The sequence below is a fragment of the Pleionea litopenaei genome (assembly GCF_031198435.1).
Taxonomy (GTDB): Bacteria; Pseudomonadota; Gammaproteobacteria; order Enterobacterales; family Kangiellaceae; genus Pleionea; species Pleionea litopenaei.
This window is the reverse complement of the sequence record NZ_CP133548.1, coordinates 3,183,310-3,205,546: the sequence shown is the minus strand read 5'-3', so window position 1 is coordinate 3,205,546 and position 22,237 is coordinate 3,183,310. Positions and strand designations below refer to the sequence as shown.

General features: G+C 44.3%; 16 protein-coding genes. 10 read left to right on the top strand and 6 right to left on the bottom strand.

Translation table 11 applies throughout. From position 1 onward, the window contains the following. Positions 1-16: 16 nt before the first annotated feature. Entirely contained in the window at positions 17-217 is a 201-nt protein-coding gene (locus tag Q9312_RS14390) for a DUF6316 family protein (protein ID WP_309201552.1), read from the top strand. On the opposite strand, the gene tcdA is transcribed toward Q9312_RS14390, so the two are convergent. Continuing rightward, positions 214-1,002, bottom strand: coding sequence for a tRNA cyclic N6-threonylcarbamoyladenosine(37) synthase TcdA (gene tcdA, locus Q9312_RS14385; protein WP_435408069.1), 789 nt, complete (start codon positions 1,000-1,002; stop codon positions 214-216). The genes Q9312_RS14390 and tcdA overlap by 4 nt on opposite strands. 83 nt (positions 1,003-1,085) lie before the next feature. Between tcdA and rsuA the strand changes: the two genes are divergently transcribed. Beyond that, positions 1,086-1,799, top strand: a complete 714-nt coding sequence (gene rsuA / locus Q9312_RS14380; protein WP_309201550.1) for a 16S rRNA pseudouridine(516) synthase RsuA — start codon at positions 1,086-1,088, stop codon at positions 1,797-1,799. Continuing rightward, a complete protein-coding gene (locus Q9312_RS14375; protein ID WP_309201549.1) occupies positions 1,792-2,598 on the top strand; it encodes a pseudouridine synthase in 807 nt (268 codons plus the stop codon). The genes rsuA and Q9312_RS14375 overlap by 8 nt, the downstream gene beginning before the upstream one ends. On the opposite strand, the gene Q9312_RS14370 is transcribed toward Q9312_RS14375, so the two are convergent. The 3 genes from Q9312_RS14370 to Q9312_RS14360 all read right to left on the bottom strand — a co-directional run bounded on the left by Q9312_RS14370 (position 2,545) and on the right by Q9312_RS14360 (position 7,663). Then, on the bottom strand, positions 2,545-3,774 hold the full coding sequence (locus tag Q9312_RS14370; protein WP_309201548.1) for a NupC/NupG family nucleoside CNT transporter: 1,230 nt from the start codon (positions 3,772-3,774) through the stop codon (positions 2,545-2,547). The genes Q9312_RS14375 and Q9312_RS14370 overlap by 54 nt on opposite strands. A 10-nt stretch (positions 3,775-3,784) precedes the next feature. Further along, positions 3,785-4,426, bottom strand: coding sequence for a uridine kinase (gene udk / locus Q9312_RS14365; protein ID WP_309201547.1), 642 nt, complete (start codon positions 4,424-4,426; stop codon positions 3,785-3,787). A 93-nt stretch (positions 4,427-4,519) separates the two neighbouring features. After that, positions 4,520-7,663 (bottom strand): TonB-dependent receptor, encoded by a 3,144-nt coding sequence (locus Q9312_RS14360; protein WP_309201546.1) that lies wholly within the window; start codon positions 7,661-7,663, stop codon positions 4,520-4,522. A gap of 258 nt (positions 7,664-7,921) precedes the next feature. On the opposite strand from Q9312_RS14360, the gene Q9312_RS14355 reads away from it, so the two are divergent. Together Q9312_RS14355 and Q9312_RS14350 are read left to right on the top strand one after the other, a co-directional pair. Next, the gene (locus tag Q9312_RS14355; protein WP_309201545.1) at positions 7,922-9,016 is read left to right on the top strand and encodes an alkaline phosphatase D family protein; all 1,095 of its coding nucleotides are present in this window, start codon (positions 7,922-7,924) and stop codon (positions 9,014-9,016) included. Then, positions 9,009-9,785 (top strand): S1/P1 nuclease, encoded by a 777-nt coding sequence (locus Q9312_RS14350; protein WP_309201544.1) that lies wholly within the window; start codon positions 9,009-9,011, stop codon positions 9,783-9,785. The genes Q9312_RS14355 and Q9312_RS14350 overlap by 8 nt, the downstream gene beginning before the upstream one ends. Here Q9312_RS14350 and Q9312_RS14345 read toward each other — a convergent pair. Then, positions 9,770-12,943, bottom strand: coding sequence for a ligand-binding sensor domain-containing protein (locus Q9312_RS14345; protein ID WP_309201543.1), 3,174 nt, complete (start codon positions 12,941-12,943; stop codon positions 9,770-9,772). The genes Q9312_RS14350 and Q9312_RS14345 overlap by 16 nt on opposite strands. A gap of 4 nt (positions 12,944-12,947) precedes the next feature. Beyond that, the gene (locus Q9312_RS14340) at positions 12,948-14,666 is read right to left on the bottom strand and encodes a S8 family peptidase (RefSeq protein ID WP_309201542.1); all 1,719 of its coding nucleotides are present in this window, start codon (positions 14,664-14,666) and stop codon (positions 12,948-12,950) included. Between the two features lie 306 nt (positions 14,667-14,972). On the opposite strand from Q9312_RS14340, the gene Q9312_RS14335 reads away from it, so the two are divergent. The 5 genes from Q9312_RS14335 to Q9312_RS14315 all read left to right on the top strand — a co-directional run bounded on the left by Q9312_RS14335 (position 14,973) and on the right by Q9312_RS14315 (position 22,189). Next, positions 14,973-16,142: a S8 family serine peptidase gene (locus Q9312_RS14335; protein WP_309201541.1), complete on the top strand. Its 1,170-nt coding sequence runs from the start codon at positions 14,973-14,975 to the stop codon at positions 16,140-16,142. A gap of 105 nt (positions 16,143-16,247) precedes the next feature. After that, positions 16,248-17,363, top strand: coding sequence for a hypothetical protein (locus Q9312_RS14330; protein WP_309201540.1), 1,116 nt, complete (start codon positions 16,248-16,250; stop codon positions 17,361-17,363). Beyond that, positions 17,327-19,270, top strand: coding sequence for a response regulator (locus Q9312_RS14325; protein WP_309204512.1), 1,944 nt, complete (start codon positions 17,327-17,329; stop codon positions 19,268-19,270). Before Q9312_RS14330 ends, Q9312_RS14325 begins: the two co-directional genes overlap by 37 nt. Positions 19,271-19,501: 231 nt before the next feature. Next, a complete protein-coding gene (locus Q9312_RS14320) occupies positions 19,502-21,361 on the top strand; it encodes a S8 family serine peptidase (RefSeq protein ID WP_309201539.1) in 1,860 nt (619 codons plus the stop codon). Positions 21,362-21,484: 123 nt separating this feature from the next. Beyond that, positions 21,485-22,189 (top strand): 2OG-Fe(II) oxygenase, encoded by a 705-nt coding sequence (locus Q9312_RS14315; protein ID WP_309201538.1) that lies wholly within the window; start codon positions 21,485-21,487, stop codon positions 22,187-22,189. The last annotated feature ends 48 nt before the right edge of the window (positions 22,190-22,237 follow it).

Sequence of the window (22,237 nt, the reverse complement as noted above, 5' to 3'; positions counted from 1 at the left end):
TAAACAAGGAGTTCGTATGATGAAAGTCCGTGCTGGTGAGTTAAAGAAAACTTGGTTCAGGAGTGACCGGTTTTTTCACACCGATAATGGCTGGTTTTTCGTGACTCGCGAAAATACTCAGCAAGGTCCTTTTAATAGCCACAATGAAGCCGAAAAAGAGCTCATGCTATATATTCGGCATTTAAATGAAGACTTGTACCCTCAAGCCCCTATTTAAGCCTTTTCTGCTAAGCGTTTAATTTTTTCAAGTACTCGCGCCGCGGCTCGCATTCCAAAACTGGCGGTGACGACGGTGCTTGAGCCGAACCCTCCGGAACAATCAAGCCGAGTGCCAGTACTGCTGGCGCTCTTGCTTTGACACACACTACCATCGGGCTGAGGATAAACAAGCTGCTCGTGTGAATGAATGCACTCAATGCCATAACGTCTTTTAGGGTTGCGGGAGAAATGGAAATTCCGGCGTAATTCACTGCGCACTTTAGCCAGCAATGGATCTTGTTGTGTCTTGTTTAAATCGCTCACTAAAATTTGCCCAGGATCAATTTGTCCTCCAGCACCACCGACACAGATCACAGGTATCTTTTGACGCTTACAATGCGCCAATAACGCAACTTTCGGTTTCACACTATCAATTGCATCGAGTACCACAGTGACGTCACTCGAGATCAACTCGGACAAATTATTTGGAGTAATAAAGTCAGTCACCGCATGCACTTTACATTCTGGGTTAATTTCTTTAATTCGCTGGGCCATCACCTCAACCTTCGAGCGTCCCACGGTTGAGTCCAGTGCGACAACCTGCCGATTGATATTCGACGTACAAACATCGTCAAGATCGATCAGGGTTATTTCGCCAATCGCCGAACGAGCCAACGCCTCAGCACTCCAGCTGCCGACACCGCCAATACCGATAACACAGACATGCGCTGCGCGATAAGCGTCTACAACCTGTACTCCGTACAATCGTTGTAATCCGCCGAAACGAAAATCAAAATCTGACACCAAACACCTAATACCTGTTTTCAAAGGACGTTCGATTATATAATGGTTACTCGAATTGATCAGCAAGTGACCTTGTATTACTCATGAAATTTCCTATTCGTTTGGATCGTTTTATCAGCCAGTCAACCGACTTCTCTCGCAAACAAGTCAAGCGGTTGTTAAAAGACGGCGAAATCACCGTGAATCAAGAGCCTGTTTTTCAGGCTGATTTAAAAATTGATGAGTCCGACAAAGTCAGTGTTGTTGGCGAGGTTTTAGGCGAACTGACACCGCGCTATTTCATGCTTAATAAACCCGAGGGATTTGTTAGTGCAACCAAAGATCGAGAACACATGACCGTACTCGAATTCATTGATGAACCGCGCAAAGAAAATTTAAGTGTTGCTGGACGACTTGATATAGACACCACTGGCCTAGTCTTATTAACTGACGATGGGCAGTGGTTACATCAAGTAATTTCGCCCAAACATCAATGCGAAAAATGCTATCTTGTTGAAACTCAATCGCCCTTGTCTGACAAAGCTATCCATAAACTTGAGCAAGGGGTGTGGTTAAACAATGAGAAGAAACGCACGGCTCCCGCGGTGGTAACCGTCGTAGATGAATACCACTACCGAATAACCATCACCGAAGGCCGATATCATCAAGTAAAACGCATGTTTGCGGCGGTCGAGAATCACGTTGAAGCTCTGCATCGAGAACGCGTTGGCGGAATTATCCTCGATCAGCAACTCGCGCCGGGAGAGTATCGAGCGTTGACTACAGAAGAAATTGCTTCAATTGCCGCCAATGAATAATAAGGAAGCGACAACAGATAGGGAACCTGATTCTTCTGTTTCAGCCCTACCTCAGTCAGTGGTTATTTATCAAGACGAAGATATTCTGGTCGTTAATAAACCCTGTGACTGGCTCGTTCATCGCAGTGCCATCGACCGTCACGAAACTCGTTTTTTAATACAAGCACTTAAGCAGTTAACCGATTTGACCGTGTTTCCAGTGCATCGTTTAGATAAGCCAACATCAGGCGCAATGGTGTTTGCACTGAACAAGCCTGCTCTGATCAATTTAAGCCATCAATTTGAAGAAAACCAAGTGGCGAAAACCTATCATGCAATTGTCAGAGGCCACGCTCCAAACAACCTTCATATCGATTATCCATTAAAAGAAAAGGCCGTTTTTAAATCGCAGAACACCGATAAGTTAAAAACACAAAGCGCCATCACAGACTTAACACGCTTGGAGAGTTACGAAATTCCTGTTACCGTTGATCGTTACCCCCAGTCTCGCTACAGCTTGGTGGAGTTAAAACCATCGACCGGTCGCCGACACCAGCTTCGTCGTCACATGAAACATATTGCCCACCCAATCATTGGCGATACGTCTTACGGTAAAACCAGTCACAACAATTATTTTCGAAACGAGTTGGCGTGTCGTCGTTTATTACTGCACGCCAATCAACTATCTTTTACGCATCCAACAACGGCCGAGCCGCTTCAGTTTTCAGCAAACTATGATAGGAGTTTCGCTGAGGTGATGAAGGAGTTAACTCGCCTGAGCAATACTGAAGAACATTCCAGCGACGGTAGCACTCAATAAATTGGCAAGTGTTCCGGCAAACACCGCTTTTAATCCATAGCGAGCGATATCTTGTCGACGATTTTCAGCTAAACTTCCTAGTCCGCCTAACAGCACGGCAATCGAACCAAAGTTAGCAAAGCCACACAACGCAAAAGTGACAATCACTTGCGTCTTTTCAGAAAAAGTATCGCTTACTTTCATAAACTCTAAAAAGGCAAAAAATTCATTGATAACGATTTTTTGACCGATCAAACTGCCCGCCGTCGAAGCCTCTTGCCAAGGTACACCCATTAAATAGGCGACCGGCTGAAAGGCATAGCCCAACAACCATTGCAAAGATAAGTTCTCAACGCCAAACCAGTTGCCAATGCCGCCTAAGAGGCCATTTAACAATGCAATGAGTCCGACAAAGGCCAGTAAAACGGCACCAATATTCGCAGCAAGTTTAAGACCGTTAATCGCCCCTGTTGACGCTGCATCAATGATATTGGCATGCTGCGTGACTTCACGAGCCACATCGACATTTTGATGAGGCGCTTCTATTTCAGGCATTAATATTTTCGCAATTAATAAACCAGCTGGAGCAGCCATAAAGCTCGCCGCAATCAAATATTCAAGATTAACGCCTATACTGGCAAATCCAGCAAGGACTGATCCAGATACACTGGCTAAGCCCCCGACCATTACGGTGAACAGTTCTGAACGCGTTAGAATTGGCAAATAAGGTTTTATCACTAGCGGCGCCTCAATTTGCCCGACAAACACATTCGCTGTTGCCGACATAGACTCTGCGCGGCTAGTACCTAACACTCGATGCAAGAACCCACCAACAATTCGGATAACTTTCGACATAATGCCTAAGTAATACAAAACCGCGATTAAAGAAGAAAAGAATACAATCACGGGAAGCACCTGAAAGGCAAAAATAAACCCGAGTTTCTGACGACCTATATCGCCAAATATAAAGTTGATACCTTGCTGACTGTAGTCAATGACCGAGTTGACTGCATTGGTGATTGACAATAATACGGACTTTCCCCAAGGAAACCATAAAACCATTGCGGCAAAGAAGACCTGCAAAGCAAAAGCACTTAACACCGTGCGCCAATTAATCTTTTTTCGATCCGTTGAACTTATCCATGCGATAAAAAAAATCGCTGAAATTCCGATTAAAGCCTGCACGATATCCATCATTGTCTGGATCCTACTTATTTTTAATTCTATGAGTAATTTGACTTAAATGAGGTTGTGACAAAATATCTTCAACCAATGAATCAATCGGACTTTCACCCGATAATACGACGTCGGCTTTTGATTTACCACGTGCTATGAACTCTAAAAACATAGGACGTACCTGTTCTAAGTACTGACGAATGATATCGTCGCTTGCGCGTCCTCTTTGTTGCTGGTCGCGCTGTAATCGACGAATAAAGCAGAGGTCAAGTGGCGCATCTAAATAAACCGAAAAATCGATTTCGTTACGGATGTTTGGATCGAACATTAAATGCAGACCTTCGAGAATTAACACTTTCGGTTGTTTAATTAATCGAGTTTGCGGCTCTCTTAAGTGTTGCTTAAAACAATACTGAGGAATGGATACTTTTCCTGATTGCTTCAACTCAACTAAATCTTGTTGTAACCGCGGATGGTCGATCGCACTCGGGTGATCAAAGTTTAACTGTCCGCGTTGCTCAAAGGTAAGCTGCGAATGATCGGCATAATAGAAGTCTTCTGAGATTATCTGTACTTGACTTTCTTGCTCGTCAGAAACTAAGGCTTCTCTTAACGCTTCAGCTAACGTTGACTTACCTGAACCGGAAGCACCGGTGATTGCCATCACGAACATAATTAATTATCGAATCCTTAAATACAAAAAAGCAGAGCTCACGAATGAGCTCTGCAAGATTACCACAAGCGTAATTTTGGTAGTACGGTAAAATTAAAACTTATAGCGTACACCAACTTTAACGCGCCAAGCCGACTCAATTTCTCGGAAGTTAGCTGGCGAGCCATAACGATAATCACCAAATGGCTCTTGATATTGATATTGACCATTTTGATTAACATCGTAATCGAAAAGAATTTGTTGGCTCTCACTAAATGGATTCGAGTAAATTTTACCCTGCGAGCTATCCACCAAATTCAATAAGTTATCAATATGGAAGTAAACCTCACCTTTTTGATCGTTGAACAGACCCGGTACTTCTTGTCGGATAAACAAGTCAATGTTGGTCTTGTACGGGCTGCGATAAGCATTCCGGCTCAAGAATCCACCACTGGTAGAGATACCGTTGTCATTTAAATGATCAATAATCTCGTCGTAGCTCAAACAGCTATTGCATGAGAAATCAACCGCCGGATCATTTGGTCCAGTCGGAATATACGGTAAGTACACGTCTGAATCATCAAAATCGCTTTGATCACCAAGGTCTCCGTCGCGGAACGAACCGAGTGTCCAGCTGTAAGGGCGGCCCGAAACACGCTCAGCAAATAAGCCGAAGGTTGTGTTTAACCCATTGAAAATTTCAACATCATAGTCAAGGTTCAACGCTAAACGATGCTTCACTTCATACGATGCTGTTGCAATCGCAGGGTTTTGACGATCGTAGGTTGTTGTATATTGATAATTTGACGTCGCCGTTGACGAAGTACCCGGTACGCGATCGTTAATGTCTTGGTTGGTATAAGACAGGTTTAAATGCAAACCGTTGTCCCATTGTTTATCCATACTGAAGGTCAAGATGCGACTGTCACCACCAGAAATGTTGGTTAATAACAAATCGTATTGATCTGGGTTATTCGCATCAACTGGTCCGTAGATAGGTTGCCCGGCCACGGTAGTACCGATTTGCTCTCGAGCTAAGTCGATCCATTGAACGTCTTTATCGATGTCTTTAAAGATGGCTTCAGAACTGATTAACCAGTTATCACCAAGCACACCCAAGCTGGTATTCCAATCCGCTTTCAATGAGTAGCGCCATTCTGATGGAATATCAAAGTTAGGATCGATCGGTGTTGAGTTACCATTTCCAGCAACCATACGATCCGTTACATAGGTCGGAATGCTGGTCACATCGACGTTGGTTAAGACGTCTGCTAGATATTGTGGATCATTGGTATCAACATCAGGAACAACGATAGTTACACCATCATTGGTGTAGGCATTCGATAACCACACATTAGGGCGTCCACCACTGAATCGACCGATACCACCACTCAACTTTACGTTCTCAGCAACTTGATAATCGAAACCAATTCTTGGCAGTAAAATATCTTTGCCATCCATAGAGGCATCGTTACCAAAACCATAGCGGTTAACAAAGTTAGGATTCAAGCGAGGTGTATCACTGGTGGTAATTCGCTCGTAACGCAAACCGTAGTTTAGAATTAAGTCGGCATTAACATCCCAAACATCGCCCACATAAAATGTATGAGTTTTGAAGTTAAAGATTGCGGCTGCGTCATCGGCTGAATTCAAGAATGAGTTTTGATAATTAAACTCACTTGCATCGCGGTTTTCAAAATCCGCTAAGCTATCGAATGACCATGAGCCTAATGAGTCTTGAACAAAAACGTTATATACATCTAAGTCATCATAAACGTAACCGAACGTCCAAGTATGGTCTCCTGACAAGTATTCTGCTTCGAAAGCAACTTGGAAGGTATCATTACGTAATTCATTGGCATGGCGTGAACGATCCGGACCAAACTCTACGGTGCCCGATGGTGTACGCACCGATACTTGACCATAACCTCGTCCTTCAAGTGGATCTTGAGTATTGTCTACGCTTTTATCTGCAATACGAAGTTCCGTTGCAAAGTTATTGCTCCAATCAGCAAACCATTGCGCTGAGTAGGCACGTAAATGGTCGCCACGTGTGTACCAATGCGATGACAAGTTCAGAGTACGTCCGCCAACATTGTTCGAAGTTTGTTTACCGTCGGTATCTTGATAAGTAAAACTCGCGCGGTGGTAATCATTGATATTCCAGTCAACTTTTAACAGCTTCTTCACATCTTCTTCGATTGAGCCAAGTTCCCATGTTCCAGGCTCAACACCATAAATTTCACGAGCGATACGAATCACTTCATTGGCGTCAGCAATCGAAACATCAGCAGGATTACCAGATGGGTATCCATCTGGACCAGCCTCTACCGTGCCAGGTGCTTCAAACTTTTCATAGTTTGCAAAGAAAAATAATTTATCGGCGATGATTGGTCCGCCAACAGAAAAGCCATAGGTGCGTTCAGTAAAGGCGGTTGGAATTACATCGCTAGCGCCTGACTCACGTGAAGGACCGGCAAACTTATCATCAAAGTATTCGTAAAATACGTTCCCAGAAAATTCGTTGGTCCCTGACTTAGTGACCACCGAAATGCCCGCGCCAGAAAAGCCGCCTTTTGAGGCATCGTATGGGTTGGTTGCGATGCTGATTTGTTCGACCGCATCCAATGAAATGGGTGAACGTTGCGTCGGGTAACCACTACCATTTAAGCCAAAGTCATCGTCTTGCCGAATACCGTCAATGGTAATGCTGTTATAACGAGGATTGCTTCCTGCAACCGACATAGAGCCTTCGTCATTGTCTAGCACGTTAACTAATGGGTTTCGACGTAAAACGCTTTTCAAATCACGATTAACACTTGGTGATCCTTCAATCTCGCGAGATCCAAAGCTGCTATTTGAGCCGCTATTGGGGTAGCGGAAGTCGCTAGCTGATGCAGTGATAGTCACCACCTCACCGGTAATCGCTTGTAATACTTCCCGCAATACAAAAGGGTTACCCAGTTCAAGCTGAACGTTGGTAATTTCTTTGTCTTGGTAAGTATCTGAGTCAATTAGAATGGTATAAGGTCCGCCCACAGGTAAACCGCTTGCATTAAAAGAGCCTTGCTCATTGGTGGTGAAACGTCGTTGAGTACCGGTTGGTACATGAGTAATAATAATGGTGGTGTTCGCAGCCGGAGCGCCTTGCGGTGTACTAATTTGTCCGCGGATAGACGACGAAGTCTCATCTGCAGAAACAACGCCAATGGTCCCCAATGCGATCGCAATTGCCGAAGCGATCAATTGTTTTTTCATGGTACGTCCTTAACTAAGCATTAGAATTTAAAACAACGCGCGGATGTTAAAGGTGAAATGCTACGGAAGTGTTACACTAATATGAAAATTAATATATGAGATGCCTTAAGTGTTGAAAAAATAATCTATCGAGACAATTTAAATTTTTTCAACCAAAAAATATCCATTGGTAATAATTACACTCTCAAAATTATTGTCATAAAAGCGACGCACTAATGTCATAAGCTACATCCGGTTGCGAACAATAAAGAAAGCCTTATGCGTATAACAATTTTTTTACTGCTTTTGATAAGCCATTCACTAATTACCGCAAAGAATCTCAATTCGAGCAATTTCGCGACGTTAGCGGTTGCACCAGAAGCGAGTCTGTCTAAAAAAATTCGCACCGATAAAGTGCGAATCGGTTTTGGCTCATGTGCGGTTCAAACGGCCGAACAATCAATTTGGCAAACCATTGCTGCGAATAATCCCAACCTATTTATTCTTCTTGGTGACAATGCATACATTGACTCAGCCGATCCTGCGGACATGCAAAAGGCCTATCAAACGTGGTATGCCAATCCCAACTTTAAATCCTTCAAAGATTCCACGTCACTCTTGGCCACTTGGGATGATCACGATTATGGTTTAAACGATGGGGGAAAAGAATTTGTTGGCAAAGCTCATGCAAAAGAAGCCTTTATCGACTTTTTTAGCTATGACGAACTTGAGCAGCTCCGTCATAAGCCTCAAGGCATTTATCACGCTCGAATCATGCAGCAAGGCAACCTAACCATTCAGATCATTATGCTCGACACGCGTTGGTATCGCGATGATTTAACCCCGAGTGACCTTTCGCTTGAACAACGTAAGAAAAAGTTGTTAGGACCTTACCAATCAACAAAGGATTCAAAAAAGCAGCTGCTCGGAAAAGAACAATGGCGTTGGCTAAACAAGCAACTCGAGGTCAATGCTGACGTTCGAATCATCGCATCGAGTATTCAAGTAGTTGCCGACTTTACGGGATGGGAGTCTTGGTTAAATTTTCCTGAGCAACGCGAACAGTTACTCAATTGGCTAAGCGCTTCAAACACAGCTTACCCAATCATCATCAGCGGCGATGTACATCGCGGCGAAATTTCATCAATGACTTTTAATGGAAGAAATATCATTGAGCTGACGGCCAGTGGATTAGATGCCAAGCTGTATCCGGCAGCCCCCAATAAACATCGTCTTCAACCAGCAGTGATTGAACCTCATTTCGGGTGGTTAGAAATCACCAAGACGGCAAACACCATTGACATTAGTGGATCAATTCGTAACATCAATAACCAATCAAAAAATCAAGTAACAGTGAGCATTGAAGATGAGTAGAGGCTTAGTATTTTTAATCGCAGGCTTTATAAGCGTTAACGCGTTTAGTTTTGGACAAACCGGACATAGAGTGACCGGAGCTATCGCTGAAGAATATTTAAATGATTCGGCGAAAAAGGCGATTCAATCAATTATCGGGACTGAAAGTCTCGCGCAAGCATCGACATTTGCAGATGAAATGAAATCCAATCCCAGTGAGTTTTGGCAGAAGACCGCTAACCCTTACCACTATGTCACGGTTCCAAGGGGTAAGGTCTACGCTCAAACCACGCCACCTCAAAAAGGTGATGCAATTATTGCGCTAAAAAAATTCACCCAAACGTTACAATCAAATACTTCAACGACCGAAGAGAAAGCCATTGCGTTAAAGTTTATCGTGCATATCATCGGCGACCTGCATCAACCCCTACATGCTGGTAATGGTACCGATAAAGGCGGAAATGATTTTAAAGTGAAGTTTTTTTGGCAAGACAGTAATCTTCACCGCGTATGGGATAGCGAATTGATTGATCGTCAGCAACTGAGCTATACGGAGTGGACCGCTTGGTTAACCCGCACCATTGATAACAAAAAGATTACTCAATGGTCGCAAATTGATCCTCAAGTGTGGGTGACAGAAAGTGCAAAAATTCGAGACACTATTTACCCTGACGATCCAAAACTAAGTTGGGACTATCAGTATCAACATCTCCCTGCGCTTAAGCAACGTTTGCAACAAGCAGGAGTGAGAATAGCGCTTTATTTAAATGATATTTATTCGGATAAATAAACTTTAAATATTTGTTGCTGTGCTAAATCCGTACGCTTAACAATCTCTCTTAAAGTATTACTATCAATAAGTTGAAGAACATCAGTAACCGCCACATAGCTTTGCTGATGTTCATGACCAAAGCTGGCCAAGTATTCAAGCAATAGCATTAAAAGATCGGACTGTTCGATCGCATTGGCCAGCGTGGTATAGGGTCTCAGCATCGCGCTCGAAACCGGAAAAGAAGTTTGCTTAGACAGTTCTTTTAAACGTGGTAATACGTCTTTGACATCTTCGATGAAGAAACAACAAACTAACTGATTATTACTCCATTTTGATAACTTGATTATCGGGTCGACAAAGCTAAGATTCTGATGGAATTGAAACTCCAATTCAGAAAGATTATCAGATGCTGATGTGAGCATAAAAAGCGTTAGCTGTTGACGTTGAACTCTAAAGGCTGAATTATCTTGCGTTAACTTTAAAATTAAGTCGAGCTGTTCAATAAAATATTTATGATTAGGTCGACCGTCATCGATATCAATCATTGAAATATCAGCCAACTTTTGAAAGCGCTCTTCCAGTATCTGACTATGATTTCGAATGATTTCGGTTTTATCATTGACTGCAAGGTCGACTTGATCTTGAAAAACATCATTTGACGCTAAACGTTTTGCTTGAACTCGAATAAACCAAATCAAGAACATACAAAAAATTAAGGCATATAGACTAAAGGCCCACCAGCTGACCCAAGGCGCAGGCAATACAATAACTTTTAAATGAATTGAGTCATCACTCCACAAACCATCATCATTACTGCCTTTAACTTTAAACGTATATTCACCCGTTGGAAGGTTGGTAAAGGTTGCCCTACTACGCTGGCCCGCACTGATCCAGTTTTCATCGAACCCTTCGAGCTTGTATTGATAGGTATTTTTTTCTGGGTTTGAATAGTCCAATGCGGCAAACTCGAAGGCAATTAAGTAATCTTGATGAGTTAATTGTAATTGTTTTAGTTGTTCTACGGGCGTATCGAACGTTAGGCTTTGATGTTCATCGTATATACCCGTTAATACCACTTTGGGTACATGAGTATTTTTGCTTAGCTTGTCTGGATCAAATGCACTGACGCCATTCAATCCGCCAAAGAACAGACTACCCGACTCTGAGGCTAAAAGAGCACCTTGATTTAATTCATTAAAATGGATTTCATCCGCTAGATTAAAATTCACAAATTGCATTGAAGAAAAATCAAGTCGGCTAACCCCTTTAACCGTGCTCACCCAGATATCACCATTCTTGTCTTCAATAATGCCATTGATGGTGCTGCTGTTTAATCCACTATTGATCGAGAAATGAGTAAAAACATTTTTAAGTTTTCGGCGATTCTCCGGTAGCCAAAGATTGAGTCCGTTGCCATGGGTTCCGATCCATAAACGTCCGCGACTATCAAAATAAATCGACGAGGCAATATTACCGCTGAGCGAATTATCGAGCTCTGCATCATGAACAATTGAAATAATCTCACCACTTGTCTTGTCTAACCTCGACAGTCCTCCGCCATCGGTGGCCAGCCAAATGTATCCATCGTCGTCCTCAGTCATTGCAAAGATACTTTCACTTAACAAGCCACTGGTATTTTCCGACATATTGAAACGTTTAAACGCAGAATTATTCATTAAACGATTAAGACCAGCACGATAAGTCGCTATCCAAATATTGCCATTTGAATCTTCCATTATATCGGTGACACCGTCTGCAGAAAGACTGGTCGGTTGCTCCGGGTTATTCTGGTATCCGATGGTAAAATTTCCTAGGCTATCATAGACCTCGACGCCAGAAGCGATACTGCCAACCCACAGTTGTTGTTGCGAATCGACCAACATCGACATGATGCGCGTCGCCTTTGATTGTTCGGTTTTCAGTGGTCGAATCAAATCGTCGGTCAAATTTAAGATGTTCACTCCGCCACCAAAAGTTCCAATGGCGAGTCGCTCATGATCTAACTGGGCTAACGAGTACACCGTATTATTGTTTAAACTATATTGATCTTCAGAAATATTTCGATAGTGCACAAAGGTCGCGTATTTTGGGTTCCATCGATTTAGTCCAGATAATGTACCGAACCATAATAGCCCGCCCTGATCCTTGTAAGCAGATAACACGCGATTATGAGTCAATGCAGACTTTTGAGAACTCTTGTGTTTAATCGAAACGAAACGCTCGCTGTTTAAATCAAGAACACTGATCCCACCATCGGTTGCAATCCACAGCCGGGAAAAATCATCTTCAATTATTTGATACACACGATCGTGAGTTAAGGAGTTACTCGTCTCATCGTGGCGAAACGCAATAAATGATTTATTGAGCTCATCATAGCGATTAAGGCCGCCACCACGAGTTCCGACCCAAATGCGTCCTTTGGAATCTTCAATGATGTCTCGAATACGATTGTGAGAAAGTTGACTTTCAGGTGACTCAGCCGAGAAATGAACCAATGACTGTTGGTGCATTCGAAACACACCTTGTCCATCGGTTCCAATCCAAAGCCGTCCACGAGAATCTTCAAAAACCACTCGTACATCGGCGGTTTTTAGCTGAACATGATCAGAAATACTTTGAGCAGAGTAACCTGATGGCGTTTGTACAAGTTGCAACAATCCGTGGCCGTCGGTTCCTACCCAGAGCATTCCCGATCGATCTCGATACAACGTATTGAATCGAAGTACCGGTTCTCCGCCGACTTGGATGTTTAAGGTAATAAATTTTTCATCTGCGGCATTAAAAACGTTTAATCCGCCACTCGTTGCAACAAACAGACGACCTTGTTGGTCTTCGTAGACGTCTCGAATAGCATCGTGAGAAAGGGAATCTGGATCGCTGCTGTTGTGTCGATAAACCCGCATGGTGTGACCGTCAAAACGATTCAAACCTTCTTGCGTGCCAAACCACATAAAGCCGGTTCGATCTTGGTAAATCGACTGGACGGTTTTTTGCGACAATCCTTGGTGAGTCGAGATATGTTGAAAGCGAGTATTTTCTAATTCGGCAGAGAATAATGGAGGTAGAAGAAAAACCGAAAGCCACCATGAGCTCCAGCGCAAGATTGATCGTCTAGCAAGCAAGACGTACTGCTTCAAGCGCAAGGCTTGGTGCCTTGCAGCCTTCGTGTTTCGCATAGGGTTACTCTTGTTCGACCCAAGTATTCACACGAATATTAGCATCATTCCAGCCGATAGCGTCATTCCAACCGATGGCATCGTTCCAACCGATAGCGTCGTTCCAACCGATGGCGTCGTTCCAACCGATAGCGTCGTTCCAACCGATGGCGTCATTCCAGCCAATAGCATCGCCCCACCCTATCGCATCATTCCAACCGATCGCATCGTTCCAGCCGTCATAATCTTGCCATTGATAACCACCATTCAACTCACCAAAACTGTTCCAAGTGTATTGTTGATGACCGCGAATATAGAACTCATTATTCTCGTCTATCATGGTTTGGCCGGCAAAATGTTCGGTGCCATTTAGGTCGGCCGCAATATCCAAACCTCGATTAGCACAATTGGCCGCCGTGCTGTTTAATGCAGCAAAGGCATCTACTTGACCGGCTCCTTGTTGAAAGGGCGAGTACGCCCACTGGCCTTCACTGTCTCGAGCGGGTTTCGCGGCGCTCATCAAGCGGCATTTAATATCATCAGGAGTTAAAGAAGGATCTTGACTGATCATCAGCGCAACGACGCCAGCAACCACGGCGGATGCTTGCGAGGTACCCGACATCATGAAATATTTTCCACCGTCGTGAAACTCAGGATGCGCCGTGGCCAAATGCATTTTATCTTCCATCAACCCCATTAGGTGACCACCTGGAGCAACCACTTCTGGTTTGATAAATCGCTCGACTGTCGGACCGTTCGCTGAAAACTTTGCGATTCGATCGTCGCTAAAATCATCGGGGGTGTAATTATCCGTCACCGCGCCCACCGTAATTACATAAGGCACATTTCCTGGTACACCAATACCGAAGGCTCCACTCCCAGAATTACCCGCTGACGTCACAACAGCAATGCCCGCCTGCCAAGCTCTCATCACCGCTTGATTCAAAGGATCGTCCCAGTAATAAGACTGTGGGGCGGCACTGAATGACAGATTTAAAACGCGAATGTTGTAGGTATCTTTGAAATAAATGGCCCATTGCAATCCACGAATAATATCGGCATAGGAGCCAGCGCCTTGATCATCAAACGCCTTAATTGAAATTAACCGTGCATTCGGGGCAACACCATAATATCGACCATAGGAATCGAACTCACTATTCATTGCGATGCTAGCAACATGGGTACCGTGCCCGTTGTTTTCATCATCGTTCATTGAGGTTTTATTCGTTATGGCGTTGTAGGTACCATAGACCCGATGACGACCGTACGCATCGTGGCGTATTCCAGTCATGCTTTTCACACCGGTATCGAGCACCACCATGGTTACCCCATCACCTAGAATGCGCTGGTCATGAAGCGGTTGCACATTGGCCATTTGAGTTGCCGACGCTTCGGAATAAGACAGTCGCTGTCCCCACGCGAGGCCATCAAGTTTTACACTGTGATTTCTAGTGAGCTTCAAGCCTGATTGTCTTAAGGCACTGACAAGATTTTTAGGAATATCAACAACCACCGCATTAATAATGGGCAGTCGATGAGTGATCGTTATATTAAACTGTTGCAAAACCGCTGGTGCATCAACACCTTGAACAATATAGCTGTCTAAGGTCGCTTGAGCTGTTTGCGAGCTCACAGCAGACTGCGATACCGCTGTATCGATCGACTGTTGGTCCCAAGTCACCTTCACCACCACCGCAAAGACCAGTGTTAAACCTGCCGTGATGCTAAAAGAAATTCGCTTCATGACCTACCCCATGTTTTTTAATAGCTATAAGTCTTATTATTTGATGTTCTTATAACTATTAACCTTAAACTTACGCATTTCGCGCTTCTACCTATCTCATAATTCAATATATTAAGTTACCCGACGGATTTCAAAATATATTTTTACATCTTTTCAATACCACAGTCGAAACACCAATCTCCAGTAACTTTGCACAGTTTGTCGCTCGCCGCACAAAAGATGTCGTTTCGCGACTAATCATCGTGACTAAGTCAATGGTATTCCTATACAGGCAAATTGGACTACAAACACAAGGGGTAGTGAATAATGAAAAAAACCTTAGTAACCACAGCCGTATCCTTAGCCATCGCTTCAATCAGTGTTCAAGGACAAGGCCGGCCAACCAACGAAGGCAACGCGGATCTTGCGAACATTCACAATCAATGTATTGTTCGACTCGCCGATGACATCTCAAAATTTGACGTCGATGGCAAAGCCCGTGGGATGATTGCTCGCGCACAGTCGAAAGGGTTTGGTGCAGCCTCTGCCAAGCATATTTATAAACACTCCATTAAAGGTTTCACCGTCAATATGTCGTGTGATCAAGCACAAAATGCGTTTGATGGCGCCACTGACGTCGCTAGCTTTACACCGGATGCGATTGTTCAGATCTCAGCTCCACCTCCCGGCAAAGGCCCAGGTGGTGGCGGCGGTGGTAGTGAGCAGCAAACCACTCCCTGGAGCGTGACTCGTGTTGGCGGGCCAGCGAACGGAACAGGCTACACAGCTTGGGTATTAGATACGGGTATTGATCTTGAACATGCCGACTTAAACGTCGATACCAGTCGCGGTTTCTCGGCGTTCACAAAAGGCAAAAACGCCAGTATGGATGACGGACAAGGCCACGGTACCCATGTTGCGGGAACCATTGCTGCAATCGATAACAATCTCGACGTTGTTGGTGTCGCTGCTGGCGCCACAGTTGTTCCAGTGAAAGTTTTAGACAGTCGAGGTTCTGGCAGTATCTCTGGTGTTATTGCCGGGGTTGATCACGTTGCGGCCAATGCGTCTCCCGGCGATTGTGCCAATATGAGCTTGGGTGGGGGAGCTAACTCAGCATTAGATGATGCCGTTGAAGCGGCAGCACAAAGTTCAGGTGCCTACTTTGTCTTGGCAGCAGGCAATGATGGTGATCATGCCAACAATCACTCCCCTGCACGAGCGAACGGCAATCGAGTGTTTACCATTTCAGCGGTCGATAGTAATGACAACATGCCTTCATGGTCGAACTATGGCAATCCACCGGTCGATTATGCGGCACCAGGGGTTAGCATTTTATCGCTTAAGAACGGCGGTGGAACCACCACCATGTCGGGAACCTCGATGGCAAGCCCAGCTGCGTGCGCAGTTATTATGCTTCGCAACGGAAACCCAGGAACCGATGGTACGGCAGGAAACGATCCTGACGGCAACCCAGACCCGATCGTTAGCTTGTAAGCTGAGTTAACATCAAGCGCTAAAAAGCCGGAGCAATCCGGCTTTTTTTTATTAAACTTTGCCACTAAACTGCTTTTATAAGCGCTCATCAATAAGCAACCTTTTATGATTCAATACCTTGCTCAAAAATCAACCATTCAGCATTGTTTTTTGATGCTCTGCAGTGTTTTTGTGGTAATTTTTTTATTCTACATTACGCCCATATTATCGCCTGAACAACGAGCTTACTTTGCCTATCATTTTGCCGACTTTTTATTTCTAAGTCTTACCTTAGTGTTCATCGTTGTTCGCTTTTACAATGCCAAACGCGACGGTTTTGAACATTTATTTTGGTTACTTTTTGGTGGAGCCTTTATCGCATGGTGGTTACTGACCTTGATTTTTCTAACCCTATGGATGGACTTATCCAAAGCCACTCAAAATTTGATTGGGGGAATTAGTTATTTCTTATTTTACGCACTAACCATCGCTGCAATTGAATTAAAGAGTTACCGACACGCGAACCAACTACTTAGTACTCATAGCTCTGTAATTTGGTTAGCTACCTTGTCTTTCACGCTTGGTGCCTTTATTTTTCTAGTGATCATTCCCAGTACAACCACCCAAGGCAGCGTTCATAGTTGGCCGACGACCTATCTATTTTACTTACTCATGGATAGCTACCTAATGGCTCGCTGGTTCTTTCTTGCCTATTCAACACGACATGCCCATTCACGAGGCTACTTTCTGCTTGGGCTTGCAATGACCAACTGGCTCATAGCCGATACCATTGAAGCCGCAAACTATTTAACAGACTTCACGTTAAAAAGCGGAGGTTGGATTGACTGGCTCTGGTTCACCCCGTATTTATTGATCGGAGTTGCATTAACACAGCCTTTCAGTAATTTACAAAGTGTGTCGATCAATCGCGATTTTTCTCGTTTTAACTTACTCAATAGTCCGCTAACTTTCATTGTTTTGATTTTAGTTTTATACGCCATTACTACGCAGAATAAATTATTTGATGGACATTTAACGAACACCCATTACAGCATGTTTACCGGTTGGTTAGTATTGAGTTGCATTCTCGCTATGGGACAAATTTTTCTATTGATAAAACAAACCGCGGTTCTACGGTTTCGACTAAAAGAAAGTGAGTTTGCTAGCTCAACGTTTAAACAGCAACTTGAACAACAAGCAAAAAAATCGAACAACAGCGAGATTCCTATCGCTCCATTTTAGAAACCACCAGCAATGCTATTTTTACGGCCGCAGAAGATGGAAAAATTCTCAGTGCTAACTCAGCAGCATCACGGCTATTAGAATACGATCATGAACAACTATTAGGCATGCCATTCCAGCAATTAGTTGATAGTGACAGTGAACTGGCTTTGTTTTTCAAATTTCAAAGCTATCGGCAGAAGTTGGTGCGGCAACAACAAGGATTAGAAATGGAGGCCAATGTTATTACTCGTCTTGGTCAAAGCATTACCGTTCACGCAACTATATCGAAAGGTCAATCAGGAAGCGAGACACCTCTGGTGATTTCATTAGCCGATATTCGCGAACAGAAGCAAGCCGAACAAGAAATCATGCGCATGAAAGACGAGTTCACCGCCAATATTTCACATGAGTTTCGAACACCCTTAACCATTATTAATGGCGTGTTAGACAATCTCAAAGGTCACTTAACCGAACCGGCTCAAGTTAAACAAATTGACAGCGCAAAAACCAATGGGCTACGCATGGTTAGAATGGTTGAGCAATTACTAGAACTGTCTCGTTCGGGTCGCCAAAACATTTTAATTACTCCGATCGATATTGGCCAAATTCTGGAATTTGTGGCCCGCAGTTTTAGCGCCATTGCTCGTGAGAAGAACATCATTTTCCAATTCCCCGAACGATGCAATTATTGGGTGTTAGGTAATTTACAAGCCGCAGAAAAAATCATATTTAATTTACTGTCGAATGCTTTTAAATACACTCCACCGAGTGGACAAGTGATTATTAATATTGAACAACAAAACGATGAGCTTTATCTAACGGTATCAGACACGGGTGTTGGTATCGATGAAGTTGAGCAGGGTAAAATTTTCCAACGCTTTTATCGAGCAGAAGGAACCAATAGCAAACACATTCATGGCGTTGGCATCGGATTAGCCCTAGTAAAAGAACTTTGCTTCGCTATGGGTTGGACAATTAATTTAGAGTCAGCTCTTGGCAAAGGCTCAAAGTTCACCTTAATGTTGCATCAAACTGCAGCACCTGCCAATGAAATTCCCAGTTTAGAAAGCAGTCAATTGCCCATCGAACATAATATTGAATCCGAGTTAATCGACGCAAAAACAGAGGTTTATCATCACGGAGGACAAAAGTCTCAATACCTGATTTTGGTCATCGAAGATAACCCCGATATGCAACAACATTTGATGAACATTATTGGAGCCGAACACCAGTGCATTTTGGCCAACAATGGTGAAGAAGGCGTAAAAATGGCCATCGAATATTTACCCGACATCATTATTTCTGACGTTATGATGCCAGTGATGGACGGATTTGAAGCGCTAAAAATAATGCGCCGAAATGAGCTAACGGCACATATTCCGGTCATCATGTTAACCGCTCGAAGCGACGCAGAAAGTCGCAAAGAAGGGTTAAAAGCCGAAGCTGACGATTACCTCAGTAAGCCCTTTGACGCCGAAGAACTGCTCTTACGTCTACGCAATCAGATTCAGTCTCGATTAAAACTGCAACAGCGCTTGCGTCAACAAATTGGGCAAGATCGAAAGCCTACCGCTTCGACGCCCGCCCCCATCGAAGACAAGTTTCTCATTCGGTTAAACCATTGCTTCGAAGAGCACTTTGAAAGTGCCGAAATTACCATGACTCAATTAGCCTCAGAATTGGCCATGAGTGAACGGCAGTTGCAGCGAAAAGTGAAAGCGTTGCTCGATTTGAGCCCTCTTGAGGCCTTAAAGGCGTTTCGCATAGAAAAAGCAAAGGCACTGTTACTGCAGCAAGAGCCTGTCGGTATTGTTGCGCAAAAAGTTGGCTTTTCTTCTCAATCCCATTTTGGTCGAGTATTTAAAGAGCACCTCGGAATGACACCTGGACAGTTTCAAAAAAACCATCGTACGTCGTCCCAATAATGCCTGCTCTGACCAGCTTAAAAAGTGGCTAATTTTCTCCATTAAATGCCACTTTTGTCGCTTCCCAGCGAGAAGTTGTCGTAAACCGACTATCTCAAAACGCGCTTTTCTAGCCATGATTGGCCCAGGCAGTTTGTTATCAACAGACTGAACGATTGGGACACAGATGCAGTCATCACTGCACTCGCCAGGGAAAGACGACAATAAAGATAGACTGGGAGAATTTAAAGCATGATTTCTAAAGTAAAAGTACTATCAGCAGCAACGCTACTTGCCATGTCTGCAGGCAGCGTAAGCGCTGACGATAACCGTTACATCATTCAAGTCGACAACGACCACAAAGGCGTTGTTAAAGCCTTAGCCAAAAAACTAGGTGGTCAGTTAAACCTTGATGCCAATGGCTTTTTCGCAGCAACCTTTGACGGAAAATCGCTTGATGACGTGAAGGGTCTTCTAAATAACCCACATATTCGCCTCATTGAAGCCGACGCTCGACGCGTTCCTTTAGCCTTGTTTAATGACGACGCTGGCGACCCTACGGCACAACAATTAACCCCTTACGCGGTTTATCAGTCGCAAGCCGATCAAGTCACTCTACAAATGGCCTCAGCGAAGAAAGTTTGTGTGATTGACTCAGGTATCGCGCGTGACAACGGCGAGACTGGCGGATACAACGCTGATTTCGACTGGTCTGTAATTACTGGTAGCAGTGATTCTGGAACGGGCGACTGGTTCCGTGATGGTGGTCCGCACGGTACTCACGTTGCAGGAACGATTGCTGCTGCTGACAATGGATTTGGCGTGATTGGTATGGCACCGGGCAACCCATTGCATATCGTTAAAGTATTCAATGCGTCAGGTTGGGGATACTCATCGGATCTTGCGTATGCCGCACAACAGTGCTCAAACGCTGGCTCAGAAATCATCAGTATGAGCTTAGGTGGCGGCGGAGCCAACAGCACTGAAGAAAATGCTTTCAATAACTTCACGGCCAATGGCGGTTTAGTCCTTGCGGCGGCTGGGAATGACGGAAACAATGTACGATCGTTTCCTGCTGGTTATGAGTCGGTGATGATGATTGGCGCCAACGATGCAGACAACAACATTGCGAGCTTCTCACAATACCCAAGCAACACCAAAACCTCTGGTCGTGGTAAAAATGTAACCACTGAGACCAATGATGGATTCGGTGTTGAAGTGACGGTTGGCGGAGTCGATACATTATCAACTTACCCATCTGGCGCAACTTCTTTGTCTGCAATGACCGCTAATGGAACGGGTTACGCGTCGTCAGCAATGGAAAACAACGGCGAAGCGAGCGGTTCAACTTTCTTCATGGGCACTGCCGAGAGCACAAACAGCGGCGCATCAGGAAAAATCTGTGTCATCGACCGAGGCGTTATCTCCTTCCACGACAAGGTAGCTAACTGTGAAAACTCTGGTGGCATTGGCGCCATTGTAATCAATAACGAAGCAGGCATGCTTTACGGTACTTTAGGAACCGCAAACTCTACGTCGATTCCAGCCGTTGGCGCAGCGCTTGAAGATCGCGCGGCTTTGGTTGCAGCAACGACAGCAACCGTCAAAGTGGGTGCGAGTGACTACGGTTATATGAGTGGTACGTCTATGGCAACGCCTGGCGCATCAGGCATCGCTGCATTGGTTTGGTCTAACTTCCCAAGTTGTACTGGCACCGAAATTCGTGATGCCATGAAAGCCACCGCGGAAGACCAAGGGGCCAATGGTCGCGATGACTACTTCGGATACGGCATCGTAAAAGCCAAAGCCATGTACGACTACTTAGCAGCCAATGGTTGTGACGGCGGTTCGACAGAACCTCCAACAGAGCCACCATCAGGCGACTTAACAGCCGATGGCAGCCGCAGTAAAGGCGGTAGCCAGCTCGACATCAACTGGTCAGGCTTTAGTAGTAGCAATGTTGATATCAGTATCACTTGGAACGGTGGTTCATTTAATGACACTACCGCCAACGATGGCAGTCAGTCATACAGTGGTGACAAACGTACAACTTACACAATTACCATTTGTGAAGCCGGTACGACCACCTGTGCGACTAGCTTCAACCTGTAACGATTTGCTATGAAATAAAATTATAAAAAATGCTCTTGCTTTAGCGGGTTGTTACTAACCCGCTTTTTTTTGTCTGATTTTTGCGTTACCTTGCTTCTAAAATAAACTAATAACCTTACTACTATGCAAAACTTCATCGTCGAGTTTAAAGATGCGCTGTCACCTGAGTTCTGTCAGCAATTAATCGAAAAGTTTGAGAAAGATCCCAACAAAACTGCGGGCAAAACCGGAGGTGGGGTCGATAAGTCAAAGAAAGACAGCCTCGACTTATATTTGTCTATGCACAAGCATTGGGCCAAAGAGTGCGAGCAAATCAATAACTTGATCTTTCAAGCCGTTACTCAATACGCGAAAGCCTACCCTTTTCTATTAACCGGAGCGGTTTCTCCATCGATTCAAGATCCCAAGACCGGCATTGTTAGAACCATCAACTATCAAGACATTCAGCAATTGCCTGATCCAGAAATCACTCGCTTAGCGCAATCCATCTATCGCTTAGATGATATTAATCTGCAGAAATACACCCAAGCCAAGGGTGGATATCATCACTGGCATTCGGAACACTTCCCACATCCCACCGATAAAAAACAACGGTCGCTTCATCGCGTTTTGTTGTGGCTCATTTATCTAAATGACGTTGAGCAAGGTGGCGAAACCGAGTTCTTTTTTCAACAAGCTAAAGTGAAAGCGAGTCAAGGCAGTTTAGTTCTTGCCCCTTGTGGATTTACTCATACCCATCGCGGATGCGTACCTGAGTCATCGGATAAGTATGTATTAGCGTCTTGGGTCATGTATAAAAACAGCGCTGCCCTGTATGGAAAAAGATAGACAATAGTAAAAAGGTAGCGAGTGGGAATAGGTAGAGAAAGGGAAAAT

Coding starts and splice junctions, on each gene's coding strand:
- Q9312_RS14315 (WP_309201538.1), top strand. CDS start 21,485: ATGCAAAACTTCATCGTCGAGTTTAAAGATGCGCTGTCACCTGAGTTC.
- Q9312_RS14340 (WP_309201542.1), bottom strand. CDS start 14,666: ATGAAGCGAATTTCTTTTAGCATCACGGCAGGTTTAACACTGGTCTTT.
- Q9312_RS14370 (WP_309201548.1), bottom strand. CDS start 3,774: ATGATGGATATCGTGCAGGCTTTAATCGGAATTTCAGCGATTTTTTTT.
- Q9312_RS14360 (WP_309201546.1), bottom strand. CDS start 7,663: ATGAAAAAACAATTGATCGCTTCGGCAATTGCGATCGCATTGGGGACC.
- Q9312_RS14350 (WP_309201544.1), top strand. CDS start 9,009: ATGAGTAGAGGCTTAGTATTTTTAATCGCAGGCTTTATAAGCGTTAAC.
- Q9312_RS14320 (WP_309201539.1), top strand. CDS start 19,502: ATGATTTCTAAAGTAAAAGTACTATCAGCAGCAACGCTACTTGCCATG.
- Q9312_RS14390 (WP_309201552.1), top strand. CDS start 17: ATGATGAAAGTCCGTGCTGGTGAGTTAAAGAAAACTTGGTTCAGGAGT.
- Q9312_RS14330 (WP_309201540.1), top strand. CDS start 16,248: ATGATTCAATACCTTGCTCAAAAATCAACCATTCAGCATTGTTTTTTG.
- Q9312_RS14335 (WP_309201541.1), top strand. CDS start 14,973: ATGAAAAAAACCTTAGTAACCACAGCCGTATCCTTAGCCATCGCTTCA.
- Q9312_RS14345 (WP_309201543.1), bottom strand. CDS start 12,943: ATGCGAAACACGAAGGCTGCAAGGCACCAAGCCTTGCGCTTGAAGCAG.
- udk (WP_309201547.1), bottom strand. CDS start 4,426: ATGTTCGTGATGGCAATCACCGGTGCTTCCGGTTCAGGTAAGTCAACG.
- rsuA (WP_309201550.1), top strand. CDS start 1,086: ATGAAATTTCCTATTCGTTTGGATCGTTTTATCAGCCAGTCAACCGAC.
- Q9312_RS14355 (WP_309201545.1), top strand. CDS start 7,922: ATGCGTATAACAATTTTTTTACTGCTTTTGATAAGCCATTCACTAATT.
- Q9312_RS14375 (WP_309201549.1), top strand. CDS start 1,792: ATGAATAATAAGGAAGCGACAACAGATAGGGAACCTGATTCTTCTGTT.